The organism is Streptomyces sp. NPDC052114 (assembly GCF_040680155.1).
Classification (GTDB): Bacteria; Actinomycetota; Actinomycetes; order Streptomycetales; family Streptomycetaceae; genus Streptomyces.
On record NZ_JBFAWC010000002.1, the window covers coordinates 19506 to 33835 of the forward strand.

Sequence of the window (14330 nt, forward strand, 5' to 3'; positions counted from 1 at the left end):
CGCGTCACAGCCAGCTGTGGTAGCGCCGGACGTACCAGCCCTTCACCACCTGGGTGAGCGCGCAGTACGCGAGCAGTGTCCCGATCAGCCACGGAAAGTAGCTCATCGGCAGCGGCTCCATCGACAGCGCCGACGCCAGCGGCGAGAACGGCAGCCACAGGCCGAAGAGCATCACCGCGCCGGTCATCACCAGGACCGGCAGCGAGGCGCGGGACTGGATGAACGGGATCTTCCGCGTACGGATCATGTGGACGATCAGGGTCTGGGACAGCAGCCCCTCCACGAACCAGCCCGTCTGGAACAGGGTCTGCTGTGCGGGCGAGTCGGCCTGGAAGACGTACCACATCACCAGGAAGGTGCTGATGTCGAAGATCGAGCTGATCGGACCGATCCGGACCATGAACCGGCCGATGCCCCGCGCGTCCCAGCTGCGCGGCTTCTTCAGGTACTCCTCGTCCATGCGGTCCCACGGGATCGCCAGCTGGCTGATGTCGTAGCAGAGGTTCTGCACCAGGAGGTGGATGGCGAGCATCGGCTGGAAGGGGATGAACGCCGAGGCCACCAGGACCGAGAAGACATTGCCGAAGTTCGACGACGCCGTCATCTTGATGTACTTGATGGTATTGCCGAAGGTCTGACGTCCCATCAGCACGCCCTGCTCCAGGACCATCAGGTCCTTCTCCAGCAGGATGATGTCCGCGGACTCCTTGGCGATGTCCACGGCCGTGTCCACGGACACGCCCACGTCGGCCTCGCGCAGCGCCGCCGCGTCGTTGATGCCGTCCCCGAGGAAGCCGACCGTGTGCCCGTCGGCCTTCAGGGCCCGTACGATCCGTGCCTTCTGGACCGGGTTGACCTTCGCGAACACCGTCGTCCTGCGGGCCAGTTCGATCAGCTCGACGTCGTCGATCCCGTCGATGGCGGCACCGGTGACCAGCTCGCTCGCGTCCAGGCCGACATCGGCGCAGACGCGCGCCGCGACCAGTTCGTTGTCGCCGGTGACGACCTTGACCGCGACGCCGTTCCCGGCGAGCGCGCGCAGCGCGTCGGCGGCGTCCCGCTTCGGCGGGTCGAGGAAGGCGAGGAAACCGATGAGGGTGAGCCCGCTCTCGTCCGCCACGGAGTACGTCGCGCGCTCCTCGCCGTCGGGCGCGGTGGGGAACGTCCGGGTCGCCACCGCGAGGACCCGCAGGCCCTCCCGGTTGTGGCGCTCGCTGAGGGCACCGACGTGGGCGCGCAGCCGCCCGGTGAGCTCGACGCGCTCACCGCGGTCCATCATGTGGCCGCACCGGTCGAGGACCTCCTCGACCGCGCCCTTGGTGATGAGCGTGTGCTCGGGCGCCGGTCCGGAGAGCCCGTTGCGGCGCAGGACCACGGACATCCTGCGGCGGGCGAAGTCGAAGGGGATCTCGTCGACCATCGTGAAGAGGTGATCGACGACAACCTCCTCGGCCTCGTCCACGCGGTCGATCACCGCCTGGTCCATGAGGTTGCGCAGCCCCGTCTGGAAGTGGGCGTTGAGGTAGGCGTACTCCAGGACCTCGCGGTCCTCCGTGCCGCGCGTGTCGAGGTAGCGGTCCAGGACGATGCGGTCCTCGGTGAGGGTGCCCGTCTTGTCGGTGCACAGCACGTCCATCGCGCCGAGGTTCTGGATCGCGTTGAGCTGCTTGACGACGACCTTGTGCTTCGACATCGCCACGGCGCCGCGCGCCAGGTTCGCCGAGACCACCATCGGCAGCATCTCGGGCGTCAGCCCGACCGCCACGGAGATGGAGAACAGCAGCGCCTGGTCCCAGTCGCCCTTGGTGAAGCCGTTGATCGCGAAGACCACCGGCACCATCACCAGCATGAAGCGGATCAGCAGGAAGCTGACCCGGCGCACGCCGAGGTCGAAGGCGGTCTGGGGGCGCTCGCCGGACAGCGCGCCCGCCATCGAGCCGAAGTAGGTGTCGGCGCCCGTCGCGACGACCACGCCGGTCGCCGTGCCGGAGGTCACCGACGTACCCATCAGGCAGAGGTTGTCCGCCTCGACGGGGTCCTTGGTGGTCTGCTGGCCCAGGTCGTGGGCGCGGGTGTCGGCCTTGGCGACGGGCAGCGACTCGCCGGAGAGCGCGGCCTGGCCGACCATCAGGTCCTTGGCGGTGAGCAGCCGCAGATCGGCGGGGACCATGTCGCCGGCGGCGAGCTTGACCAGGTCGCCGGGGACGACCTGCTCCATCGGGATCTCTTCGGTGCCGGGCTGCTCGCCCCAGCGCCGCTGCACCGCGCAGGAGGTGGTGACCAGCGCCTTGAGCGCCTCGGCGGAACGGGCGGAGCGGAACTCCTGCCAGAACCGCAGGAGGGCGCTGATCAGCACCATCGAGGTGAGGATGTAGACGCCGGGGTCGGCGGGGTCCTGCCAGTACATGACGGCGGCGAGGACGACGAGCACGCCGATGAAGGGGTTCCAGAAGGACTTGGCGAGCTGCACGGTCCAGTGCGGGACGCGCTCGTGGGCGACGGTGTTCTCGCCGTGGCGCTCGATGCGCTCCAGGACCTGGTCCTGACGCAGGCCGCGGGTGGAGGCGTTGAGGGCGCGCAGCACGTCGCGAGCAGGGCGCTCGCTGAACCCGGCGAGCCTGGCGCCGACTTCACGGGTGCGGGCGTCCAGTTCCGCGGCCTTGCGGGTACGGGGAGCGGTGCGGGGGTTCTCGCCTGGCGGGGCCAGGCGTACCTGGGGAATCAGCTTGTTCATGGCAGACCTCCCTCCGTGCGGGGGCATGACGAAGCAGGCCCGTGCACGAGGACGTGAAAGTGGTGTGAAGAATCCCCGGGAATGCCCACGGCGCGGGGCCGTCGGCAGGCGGGGGTGACGCCGCGCCGGTGGCGCGGCGGAGAAAAAGAGAACGGCTGCGGAAAGCGGCCTCAGAAACCGGCGACGGCCGCCTCAGGGGCGGCGGTGGGCCGGTTCAGAAAAGGTCACCGCTGACGCAAGGACTTCCTTCGGGACTCATCCCGAACACCTCCTTGCGCTCGCGGGACGGAGAAGAACGCACCTCAGAACGGTGCAGGGCCAAGTGAGTCACGCCCGTCCCGCTATGTCAAATGTGGGACTTTGGTCCCGAAAAGACCGGGACTTGTGTCCTGCCCATCAGGGGTTGGACTTCTCTTCACGCGACCGTCACAGGCCCTTCCGCATCGCTTGCTCCCCTTGGCACACTTCACCCCGCTCGCGTCCCCCACACAACACGAGGTCGGAATATTCATGCCTGAACTCAATCGGCGCCGCTTCATGCAGCTGGCCGGTGGCACCGCGACGTTCGCCATGCTCAACCAGAGCATCGCCCGCGCCGCCTCCCTGCCCGCCCGGCGCGCCACCGGCACCATCAAGGACGTCGAGCACGTCGTCGTGCTGATGCAGGAGAACCGCTCCTTCGACCACTACTTCGGGAAGCTGAAGGGCGTGCGCGGTTTCGGCGACCCGCGCCCGGTCACCCTGCCGAGCGGCAAGCCGGTCTGGCACCAGCAGAGCGGCGGCAAGGAGGTCCTGCCCTTCCACCCGGACGCCGAGGACCTCGGCATGCAGTTCATCGCGGGCCTCGACCACGACTGGGCCGGCGGCCACAAGGCCTTCAACAGCGGTGCGTACGACCAGTGGATCCCCGCGAAGTCCGAGCGGACGATGGCCTACCTGGAGCGGGACGACATCCCCTTCCACTACGCCCTCGCCGACGCCTTCACGGTCTGCGACGACTACCACTGCTCGTTCATGGGGGCCACGGACCCCAACCGCTACTACATGCTCACGGGCCACGTCGGCAACGACGGCAAGGGCGGCGGTCCGGTCCTCGGCAACCAGGAGGCGGGCTACGACTGGACGACGTACGCCGAGCGCCTGGAGCAGGCGGGCGTCTCCTGGAAGGTCTACCAGGACATCGGCGACGGCCTGGACGCGGCCGGGCACTGGGGCTGGATCGACGACGCGTACCGCGGCAACTACGGCGACAACTCGCTGCTCTACTTCAACAAGTACCGCAACGCCAAGCCCGGCGACCCGCTCTACGACAAGGCCCGCACCGGCACCAACGCCAAGGCGGGCGACGGCTACTTCGACCTCCTCAAGGCCGACGTCAAGGCGGACAGGCTCCCGCAGGTCTCCTACATCGCCGCCCCGGAGGCCTTCTGCGAGCACCCCAACTGGCCGGTGAACTACGGCGCCTGGTACATCGCGCAGGTCCTGGACGCGCTCACTTCCAATCCCGCGGTGTGGGCGAAGACCGCGCTGTTCATCACCTACGACGAGAACGACGGCTACTTCGACCACGTCGTCCCGCCCTACGTCCCCAAGGACGCGGGCCAGGGCAAGTCCACCGTCGCCACCACGCTCGACTACTTCCCGGGCAACGCCTCCTACGCGGCCGGTCACTACGGCCTCGGCCAGCGCGTCCCGATGATCGTGGTCTCGCCGTGGAGCACCGGCGGCTTCGTGAACTCCGAGGTCTTCGACCACACCTCGATCATCCGGTTCATGGAGAAGCGTTTCGGCGTCCAGGAGCCCAACATCTCGCCGTGGCGCAGGGCGATCTGCGGAGACCTCACCTCCGCCTTCGACTTCGGCGGTAAGGACACCGACCCGGCGGAGCTCCCCGACACCTCGGCCTATGAGCCGCCGGACCACGAGCGCCACCCCGACTACCTGCCCAAGCCGCCCGCCAACCCGGCGCTGCCCAAGCAGGAGGCCGGCTCCCGGCCCGCCCGCGCGCTGCCCTACGCGCCGCTGGTGGACGGCGCCGCGGACGCCGCCGCCGGCAAGTTCACGCTCACCTTCAGCGGCGGCGACAAGGCGGGCGTCTGCTTCCACGTCCGCTCCGCCAACCGCACCGACGGACCCTGGACGTACACCACCGAGGCGGGCAAGTCGGTCTCCGACACCTGGAACTCGGCGTACTCCAAGGACGTGTACGACCTGTCGGTGTTCGGCCCGAACGGGTTCCTGCGCACCTTCAAGGGCCCCGGCAAGAAGGCGGGCCCCGAGGTCGTCGCCCGCCACGACGGCACGACGGGCAACGTCAAGCTGACCCTGAAGAACGCGGGCACCGCCGACGTGAACCTCACGGTGACCAACGCCTACGGCGGCGCGGCGCAGACCTTCAAGGTCAAGGCCGGCGGCACCGTCGAGCACACCGTCGACCTGCGGGCCACCAAGCGCTGGTACGACCTGACGGTGAAGTCCGACGCCGACGCGGGCTTCCTGCGGCGCCTGGCGGGCCACGTGGAGAACGGCCAGGCGGGCGTCAGCGACCCGGCGATCGCCACGGGCTGACCACCGCAGGGGGCGGGGCCCCGGAGCCGACGGTTCCGGGGCCCCGCCCCCGCTGCTCCCGGTGCCGGGAAATGCGGAAGCCGTCATCCGCCGTCCCGGATAGCATCCAGGGGCATGACGCATACCTCCCCCCGTCCCTCCGGGGTCCCCGACAAGCCCGTCCTCGACGGGCTGGAAGAGAAGTGGGCGCGGCGCTGGGACGAGTCGGGCGTATTCGCATTCGACCGCACCAGGACGCGGGACGAGATCTTCTCCGTCGACACCCCGCCGCCCACGGTCAGCGGCTCGCTCCACGTCGGCCACGTCTTCTCGTACACCCACACCGACACCGTCGCCCGCTATCAGCGGATGCGCGGCAAGGAAGTCTTCTATCCCATGGGATGGGACGACAACGGCCTGCCGACCGAGCGCCGCGTCCAGAACCACTTCGGCGTCCGCTGCGACCCCACCCTTCCGTACGACCCCGGCTTCACCCCGCCCGAGACGCCGGGCAAACACCAACTGCCCGTCTCCCGGCGGAACTTCATCGAGCTGTGTGAGCGGCTCACCGTCGAGGACGAGAAGGCCTTCGAGGCGCTGTGGCGCCACCTCGGCCTGTCCGTCGACTGGTCGCACACCTACCAGACGATCGACGCGGACGCCCGCGCCACCTCGCAGCTCGCCTTCCTCGACGGCCTCGCGCGCGGTGAGGCCTATGTCGCCGAGGCGCCGACGCTGTGGGACGTCACCTTTCGCACGGCGGTCGCCCAGGCCGAACTGGAGGACAGGGAGCGGACCGGCGCTCACCACACGCTGCGCTTCCGGGCCGGGAGCGGCCGCACCGTCCTGATCGAGACCACCCGGCCCGAACTTCTGCCCGCCTGCGTCGCGTTGGTCGCCCACCCGGAGGACGAGCGCTACCAGGACCTGTTCGGCACATCGGTCCGCACCCCGCTCTTCGGCGTCGAGGTCCCCGTCGTCGCCCACCCGCTCGCCGCGCCCGGCAAGGGCACGGGCCTCGCGATGATTTGCACCTTCGGCGACACCACAGACGTCACCTGGTGGCGCGAACTGCGGCTCGCCACCCGGCCGGTGATCGGCTGGGACGGCCGCTTCCTCGCCGATCCGCCGCCCGGCGTCGCGTCACCGGAGGCCGTCGCGGCGTACGCGGAACTGGCGGGCGCCACCGCGCACACCGCCCGGGAGCGCATCGTCGGGCTGCTGCGCGAGAGCCGCGACCTCGTGGGCGAGCCGCGTGCCGTCACGCACGCGGTGAAGTTCTTCGAGAAGGGCGACAAGCCCCTGGAGATCGTCACCACCCGGCAGTGGTACCTCCGCAACGGCGGCCGGGACCCGGAGCTGCGCGAGCAACTCCTGGACCGGGGAGCGGAACTGACCTGGCATCCGCCGCACATGCGGGTCCGCTACGAGAACTGGGTCGGCGGCCTCAACGGCGACTGGCTGATCAGCCGTCAGCGGTTCTTCGGCGTCCCGATCCCCGTCTGGTATCCGCTCGACGGCGGTGGACAGCCCGACTACGACCACCCGATCGTCCCCGACCGCGCCGCGCTGCCCGTCGACCCGAGCGCGGAGACCCCGCCCGGCTACGCGGCCGGACAGCGCGGCGAGCCGCACGGCTTCGTCGGCGACCCGGACGTCATGGACACCTGGGCGACCTCCTCGCTCACCCCGCAGATCGCGGGCAAGTGGCTGACGGACCCGGACCTGTTCGCGCGGGTCTTCCCCATGGACCTGCGCCCCCAGGCCCATGAGATCATCCGCACCTGGCTGTTCTCCACGGTCGTCCGCGCCCACACCGGGCACGGCACGCTGCCCTGGCGGCACGCGGCGATCTCGGGCTGGATCCTCGACCCCGACCGCAAGAAGATGGCGAAGACCAAGGGGAACGCCGTCACGCCGGACCACCTCCTCGCCCGGCACGGCTCGGACGCGGTCCGCTACTGGGCGGCGAGCGGCCGTCCCGGCACGGACACGGCGTTCGACGTCGGCCAGATGAAGGTCGGCCGCAGGCTCGCCACGAAGCTGCTGAACGTCGGCAAGTTCGTGCTGAGCCCGGGCGACGTCGACGAGGCGGCCACCGCCACGGAGCCGCTCGACCGCGCGCTGCTCGCCGCGCTCGCGGTCACCGTCGAGGAGGCGACCGCGGCCTTCGACGCCTTCGACTACGCCCGCGCCCTGGAGCGCACGGAACAGTTCTTCTGGCGCTTCTGCGACGACTACGTCGAACTGGTCAAGGCCCGCGCGTACGGCGACCACGGGGACGCGGCGGCGACCCGGTCCGCGCGGGCGGCGCTGCGCACCGCGCTGGACACGCAGCTGCGGCTCTTCGCGCCGGTCCTGCCGTTCGTTACCGAGGAGGTCTGGTCGTGGTGGCGCGCCGGGTCGGTCCACCGCGCCGCCTGGCCGGACACGGCCGGGGCGCTCCAGCACGCGGGCGACCCGGCGGTCCTCGCCACGGCGTCGGAGGCCATCGCGGCGGTCCGCCGGGCCAAGTCGCGGGCGAAACTGTCGATGCGGGCGGAGGTCGCGAAGGCGACCGTCACGGCGGAGCGCGCGGTCCTCGACCGCTTCGCGGTGGCCGAGGGGGATCTGCGGGCGGCGGGCCGGATCGGGGCGGTGGAGCTGCGGGAGGCGGAGGGCGATCTTCAGGTGGAGGTGGCGTTCTGAGGGGGCCCTGCCGGGCCGGATGAGTCGGACGTCACACCCCGTGAAAGGGGTGGCGAACGGCCCGTACCGGGACGGTAGGGTCACCCGGGTGACAACGCATTCGAACACTCCTGCAGGTTGGTATTCGGACCCGCACGGCGCGCCCCAGCTGCTGCGCTGGTGGGACGGCTCCCAATGGACGGAGCACACCAGCCCGGACCCGCAGGGCCAGGCCGCACAGGGCCAGGCCCAGCAGGTCCCGCAGCAGGCGCAGCCCGCGCAGGCGCAGCCCGCGCAGGCGCAGCCCGCGCAGGCGCAGGCCGTGCAGGGGCAGCCCGTGCAGGCCCAGGCCGGGTTCGGGCAGCCGCAGGGCCAGGCGCCGCAGGGGCAGTTCGGCCAGCCGCAGGCCCAGCCCTACGGGCAGCCGCAGCAGGCCCCGCCGATGGCCGACCCGGCGAAGGTACAGCGCCAGGTGCAGCAGCAGGCCGGCGTCGCACCGGCCGCGCAGGGCGGCGGCACGCTCTTCACCGAGCCGGTCCTGGTCGTGAACCAGAAGGCCAAGCTCATCGAGCTCACGAACGAGTACAGCGTCATGGACCAGTCGGGCAACACGCTCGGCTCGGTCGTCCAGATCGGCCAGAGCACGCTGAAGAAGGTCGCGCGCTTCGTCTCCAGCGTCGACCAGTTCATGACGCACAAGCTGGAGATCCGTGACGCGTACGGCCAGCCGCAGCTGACGCTCACGCGCCCCCGCAAGTTCATGAAGTCGCGGGTGATCGTCGAGCGCCCGGACGGTCAGCCGATCGGCGAGATCGTCCAGCAGAACGTCATCGGGAAGATCAACTTCGCGATGATGGCCAACGGCCAGCAGGTCGGCGCCATCAAGGCGGAGAACTGGCGCGCCTGGAACTTCTCGATCGTCGACCACGCGGACAACGAGGTCGCCCGGATCACGAAGACCTGGGAAGGCCTCGCCAAGACGATGTTCACCACCGCGGACAACTACGTCCTGCAGATCCACTACCAGCTGCCCGAGCCGCTCCTGAGCCTCGTCGTGGCGACGGCCCTCACTGTTGACACGGCCCTCAAGCAGGACGCTCGCGGCTTCGGGTGACCGCGCCTCTGCCCGTACGACAACGGCGCCGGTCGCTCTCTTCCGGGGGAGCGACCGGCGCCGTTTCGTTCGTCTGTCTCACGCGCTCTGCAGGCCGGATGTGGCTGGTCGCGCAGTTCCCCGCGCCCCTTCGGGCGCTCCTTCGGACGTCACGGGCTGGCCGGGGATCGACGGGAGGAAGTCCGGCGAAGGCGCCGGCCCCGGTCTGTCCGCCACGTCACGCGGAGACCGCGTCAGCACGACCACCCCGTACGCCGCCACCGCCGCGCCCGCCACCGCGAGGAGGATTCCGCCGGCGCCGCCCTGGAGGCGCTCGCCGAGCAGGGCCACGCCGATGACCGAGGCCGCCACGGGGTTGGCGAGGGTCACCACGGCGAGCGGCGCGCCGAGGCCGCCGCGGTAGGCGGTCTGCGAGAGCAGCAGGCCCCCGGCGGCGAACGCGGCGACCAGCAGGGCCACGATCACCACCTGCGGGCTGAGCAGCGGTCCCGTGCGGTCGGTGACGGCGACCGTCACGGTCTGTGTGAGCGCCGACGCGACCCCGGAGGCGAAGCCGGACGCGGTCGCGTGCCGCAGCCCCGGCCGGGTGCCGGGCCGCGAGAGCACGCCGATGACCGCCATGGTCGCGGCGGCCACCACGAGCGCCTCCGGCACCGTCAGGGTGTCGTCCGGCGCGGGCCCCGACGCGGTCAGGAGCAGCGCGCCGAGGCCGATGAGCGTGAGCCCGGTGCCGCGCCACTCCAGGCGCGTGACCCGGCGTCCCGCGAGCCGCGCGCCCAGCGGCACGGCGGCGACCAGGGTGAGCGCGCCGAGCGGCTGGACCAGGGTGAGGGGCCCGTACTTGAGGGCCGCCACGTGCAGCAGCGCCGCGGACGCGTTGAGCCCGACGGAGGACCACCAGGCCCCGCTGCCGAGCATCCGGAGCGCCCCGCTCTCGCCCTCGGCGACCCGCGAGGCGAGCCGCTCCTGGGCCACCGCCGCCGCGGCGTACGCGGCGGCGGAGACGAGGGAGAGCGCGACGGCGAGAAGGGTGGCGCTCATCGGCCGGCCCCCGAGGCGATCAGTTCCGGCGCGGGCGCCGAGCGGCGCACGACCGTCGAGCGCCCGGGGCGCGGCAGCCGGATCACCGCGAGCGCGATGCCGAGCAGCGCGGTCGCCGCGATCGCGTCGAGCCAGTAGTGGTTGGCGGTGCCGACGACCACGAGCAGCGTGAACAGCGGATGCAGCAGCCACAGCCAGCGCCACCGCGACGAGGTCGCGACGATCATGCCGACGGCGAGCATCAGCGCCCAGCCGAAGTGCAGGGAGGGCATGGCGGCGAACTGGTTGGCCATGGTGTCGGTCGCGGGCTCGGCGGCGTACACCGAGGGCCCGTACACCTGCGCGGTGTCCACGAGGTGCGCGGCGTCCAGCATCCGCGGCGGCGCCAGCGGGAAACCGAGGTGCAGGACGAGGGCGGCGCCGGTCAGGGCGGCGAGCACGCGCCGCGTCCAGACGTAGTGGCGGGGCCTGCGCAGATAGAGCCAGACCAGGAACAGCAGCGTCGCCGGGAAGTGCACGGTGGCGTAGTAGGTGTTCGCGACGTGGATCAGCGTCTCGCTGCTCAGCAGGGCGTCCTGGACGGCTCCCTCGCCGGGCAGGCGCAGGGTGCGCTCGGCGTCCCACACGCGGTGCGCGTTGTGGAAGGCCTCGGCGGTGTGGCCGTTGGCGAGCTGCCTGCCGAATTTGTAGACGAGGAAGAGTCCTACGACGAGGAGGAGCTCGCGGACGAGGGGCGGTCGGGCAGATGTGTCCGGCTTCCGGACGGCGGTCGCGTCCGGCTCCCGGACGGATATGTCCGGCTCCCGTTCGGCAGGCTCGGTTCGGGATTCCATCCCCCGGCCCCTTTGCGTGATGACTGGGTGGTGCGTGGTGCGGTGCCGGGCGGGGATCGCCCCGCACGGCGAGCGGGGGATCGCCCCACTCATCGATACGCCAGTGTACCGATACGGGAGCGTACCGGTACACTGGCGTATCGCTAGGGGCCGATCGAGCCGATCGCCGCCGGACCGAGGGGAAGAGCCATGACGTCGACGTCGAGCCGCTCGAAGATCACGCCGGAGCGTGAGCAGGAGTTCTACGACGCCGTCCTCGACCAGCTCCGCGAGTGCGGCTATGAGGCCCTGACCATGGAGGGCGTGGCCGCCCGCACCCGGTGCAGCAAGTCCACGCTCTACCGACAGTGGAAGACCAAGCCCCAGTTCGTCGCCGCCGCGCTGCGCGCCAATCGGTGTGTGCGGTTCGCCGGCATCGACACCGGCAGCCTCGCCGGTGACCTGCGCGAGGCGGCCCGTGTCGCGGGCCAGGAGTCCGGCCGGGACACGATGCTGGTCCAGGCGCTCAGCCACGCGATCCTTCAGGACGAGGACCTGCGGCGGGTGCTGCGTGAGACGCTGGTCGAGCCGGAGCTCCAGGCGATGGCCGCGATCATGCGGCGCGGCGTCGAGCGCGGCGAGATCGCCGAGGGGCACCCGGCGACGGAGTTCGTCACGGTGCAGCTGTTCGGCGTGGTGCGGGCCAGACCGGTCCTCGAGGGCGCGCACGCCGACGGGGAGTATCTGACCCGTTTCGTCGAGGCCTGTGTGCTTCCCGCACTCGGCCTCACCTGATCGTGGGCCCGGGTCCGTTGGATGACGGGACCCGGGCCCGCCCGCGCCGCACCGTGGGGACGGGGGCGGCGCGCATCCCCGGACCGGGCGGGGTTCCTCCAGAGCGGCGAGGAACCCCGCCCGGTCCTCTGCCGTGTACGGCCCTGGCGCGTCCTGCCGTTACCCGTCCTGCCGTTACACGTCCTGTCCGTTGCCGCCGCCCCCGCCGGCCGGACCCGCCTTGATCCCCTTGGCGATCTGGTCCATGTACGACGGCGACGGGGCCTTGTCGTTGACGTCGATGCCCATGCGGACGACGACGAGCTTCGACTTGTCCGTGGGGGAGGGGAAGGCGAGCGACTCGACGTAGCCGTCGTCGCTCTTCTCCGTGACCGCCTTCCAGCGGACGTAGTAGCCCTTCTGGCCCGCCACGGTGATCGACTTGGAGGCCAGCACCTCGTGCGAGGTGATCTTGCCGTAGGTCTTGCCGCCGTAGCCCTCCTCGGCGTTCTTCTTGATGTCCTCCTTCGCGGCCGCCTCGGGCGTCTTCGCGTCGAGCTTCAGCTCCTCGGCGGACTGCGAGTACGCGCTGCCGCGCGTGCACTTCTCCTTCTCGTTCCCCGGGCACGGGATCGGGTCCGTCTGCACGGCGGCGCCCTTCTGCGTGGTGCCGCCCTGCCAGCCGTCCGGCACGGGGATCTTGATGCCGTTCACCACGTCACTGGCGAAGCCCGCCTCCTGCCCCGGCGCTCCCGGGTCCTCGGGGGCGCCCGGCGACTGAGGTGCCCGGGGCTCCTGGGGGCCGGGGGTGCCCGGGTCCCGCGGCCCGCCGGCCGACGGCTCCTTGCCCGCGGAGCCGCCGTCGCCCCCGTCGTCGTCCGCGGTCAGCGCGTACACGCCGCCGCCTATCCCCGCGAGGACGACGAGGACCACGCCGGTGGCTATCGCGATGCGCAGCTTGCGCCGAGGCGCGGGGGGCTGACCGGGGTGGGCCGGAAAGGCCGGCTGGGTCGGGTACGCCGCGGTGGCTCCGGCGGCGCGCACCTGATCCGTCCACACGTTCCCGTCCCACCAGCGCTCGGTGGGCGGACCGCCGGCGGCCTGGCCGGGGTCGGGGTACCAGCCTGGGGGAATCATCTGGGTCATGACCGTCAGCGTATGAGCCCCGCGTGAAAGCCGGATGAGAGGGGGCCGTTCGCGTCGCCCTTCTGCGGGTCTTTTTCGCCGCCGCCCCGGCCCCCGCGCGCCGCTCTACCGTCCGCCGCGCCCATGGCCGTTGACCACCAGCCGCGCCGGTCCCTCCGTCCCCGCCGCCACCTCGGGCCACGGCGTGCCGCGCCGCCCCGGTGTGATCGAACCGAGCACGCTCGCGTGCCGCGCCCCCGTGCTCGCCGGGACGGTGCCCGGGAGTCCGTGCAGGGTCAGGAAGCCGAGGACGGCGAAGGCGTACGCCTCCTTGGCGGCGGACGGCAGGCCCAGCTCGTCGGAGGTGCGCAGCGGGATCCCGCCGCCCAGCTCCGTCCGCAGCGCGGCCATCAGCTCCGGATTGCGGGTGCCGCCGCCGGACGCGATGACCTCCGAGGCCTGCACCGAGCGGACGGCGTCGGCGACCGTGCGGGCGGTCAGGCGGGTGAGCGTGGCGACGACGTCCTCGGCGGGCAGCTTCTCGTACCCCTGCAACGCCGACCGCAGATAGGGCAGATGGAAGAGCTCCTTGCCCGTCGTCTTCGGCGCGGGGCGTGCGTAGTAGGGCTCGTCAAGCAGGCGGGCGAGCAGTCCCTCGTCGACCGTGCCGCGCGCGGCCAGCTCGCCGTCCAGGTCGTAGGCCAGCCGGCCGTCCGTCGCCTCGCGCACCGCGGCGTCGACGAGGGCGTTGGCCGGACCCGTGTCGAAGGCGGTGCCGTCCGGTGCGGTGATGTTGGCGATGCCGCCGAGGTTCAGCGCGACGGGGGCGCCGGGCCGGCCGCGCAGCCACATCCGGTCCACCAGGCTGACCAGCGGCGCGCCCTGGCCGCCCGCCGCGATGTCGCGCGGGCGGAAGTCGGCGACCACCGGCAGGCCCGTCGCCTCGGCGATCCAGGCCGGCTGGCCGATCTGGAGGGTGCCGTGCACCTGTCCGTCCGCCACCCAGTGGTAGACGGTCTGGCCGTGCGAGGCGACCAGCTCGGCCTGCCCGTCGCACAGTTCACGGTCCGCCTCGACCGCGGCGGCGGCGAAGGCACGGCCGATGCGGGTGTCGAGCCGGCAGACGTCGGCGAGGGTGGTGGCGGCGGGCGGCAGCGCGGCGGCGAGCTCGGCGCGCAGCCCGTCGTCGTAGCCGCGGGTGATCAGCCCGAGGGGGGTGAGCGTCAAGCGGTCCCCGTCCAGTGTCAGATCGGCGGCTGCCGCGTCGATCGCGTCGTACGAGGTCCCTGACATGAGCCCGATCACGCGCACGTGGGGCCTCCTTCTCGGTCGGCTCACCAATGCGCTTGATCATCGCACCTCATGGGCGGCGGGCGGCACGAGTTCCCCGAAAGCGGCACGGGGTGCAGGCCTCGGCGCCGCACAGGTGTGTGCTCCGGCGCCGCACAGGTGTGTGCTCCGGCGGTCGCGCGGACGCCTGCCCCGGCGGCGGCACGAGGTGGAGGCCTCGCGGGGC

General features: G+C 71.6%; 9 protein-coding genes. 4 read left to right on the forward strand and 5 right to left on the reverse strand.

Translation table 11 applies throughout. The features are described from left to right. Window positions 1–4 precede the first annotated feature (4 nt). Complete coding sequence (mgtA, locus tag AB0L89_RS04285) at window positions 5–2734, reverse strand: magnesium-translocating P-type ATPase (protein ID WP_365134076.1); 2730 nt, start codon at window positions 2732–2734, stop codon at window positions 5–7. A 510-nt stretch (window positions 2735–3244) separates the two neighbouring features. On the opposite strand from mgtA, the gene AB0L89_RS04290 reads away from it, so the two are divergent. The 3 genes from AB0L89_RS04290 to AB0L89_RS04300 all read left to right on the forward strand — a co-directional run bounded on the left by AB0L89_RS04290 (window position 3245) and on the right by AB0L89_RS04300 (window position 9062). Continuing rightward, window positions 3245–5302: a phosphocholine-specific phospholipase C gene (locus AB0L89_RS04290; protein ID WP_365134079.1), complete on the forward strand. Its 2058-nt coding sequence runs from the start codon at window positions 3245–3247 to the stop codon at window positions 5300–5302. 114 nt (window positions 5303–5416) lie between these two features. Then, complete coding sequence (valS, locus tag AB0L89_RS04295) at window positions 5417–7969, forward strand: valine--tRNA ligase (RefSeq protein ID WP_365134082.1); 2553 nt, start codon at window positions 5417–5419, stop codon at window positions 7967–7969. An 88-nt stretch (window positions 7970–8057) separates the two neighbouring features. Then, window positions 8058–9062 (forward strand): phospholipid scramblase-related protein, encoded by a 1005-nt coding sequence (locus AB0L89_RS04300; protein ID WP_365134085.1) that lies wholly within the window; start codon window positions 8058–8060, stop codon window positions 9060–9062. A gap of 78 nt (window positions 9063–9140) precedes the next feature. On the opposite strand, the gene AB0L89_RS04305 is transcribed toward AB0L89_RS04300, so the two are convergent. Together AB0L89_RS04305 and AB0L89_RS04310 are read right to left on the reverse strand one after the other, a co-directional pair. Next, complete coding sequence (locus AB0L89_RS04305) at window positions 9141–10103, reverse strand: DMT family transporter (RefSeq protein WP_365134088.1); 963 nt, start codon at window positions 10101–10103, stop codon at window positions 9141–9143. Further along, window positions 10100–10936: a phosphatase PAP2 family protein gene (locus AB0L89_RS04310; RefSeq protein ID WP_365134090.1), complete on the reverse strand. Its 837-nt coding sequence runs from the start codon at window positions 10934–10936 to the stop codon at window positions 10100–10102. Before AB0L89_RS04310 ends, AB0L89_RS04305 begins: the two co-directional genes overlap by 4 nt. A 189-nt stretch (window positions 10937–11125) precedes the next feature. Between AB0L89_RS04310 and AB0L89_RS04315 the strand changes: the two genes are divergently transcribed. Next, on the forward strand, window positions 11126–11710 hold the full coding sequence (locus AB0L89_RS04315) for a TetR/AcrR family transcriptional regulator (RefSeq protein ID WP_365134093.1): 585 nt from the start codon (window positions 11126–11128) through the stop codon (window positions 11708–11710). A gap of 174 nt (window positions 11711–11884) precedes the next feature. Here the strand turns inward: AB0L89_RS04315 and AB0L89_RS04320 are convergent, their stop codons facing one another. Both AB0L89_RS04320 and AB0L89_RS04325 read right to left on the reverse strand, forming a co-directional pair. Then, a complete protein-coding gene (locus tag AB0L89_RS04320) occupies window positions 11885–12835 on the reverse strand; it encodes a DUF2510 domain-containing protein (RefSeq protein WP_365134096.1) in 951 nt (316 codons plus the stop codon). A 105-nt stretch (window positions 12836–12940) separates the two neighbouring features. After that, window positions 12941–14125 (reverse strand): anhydro-N-acetylmuramic acid kinase, encoded by a 1185-nt coding sequence (locus tag AB0L89_RS04325; RefSeq protein WP_365134099.1) that lies wholly within the window; start codon window positions 14123–14125, stop codon window positions 12941–12943. Window positions 14126–14330 lie beyond the last annotated feature (205 nt).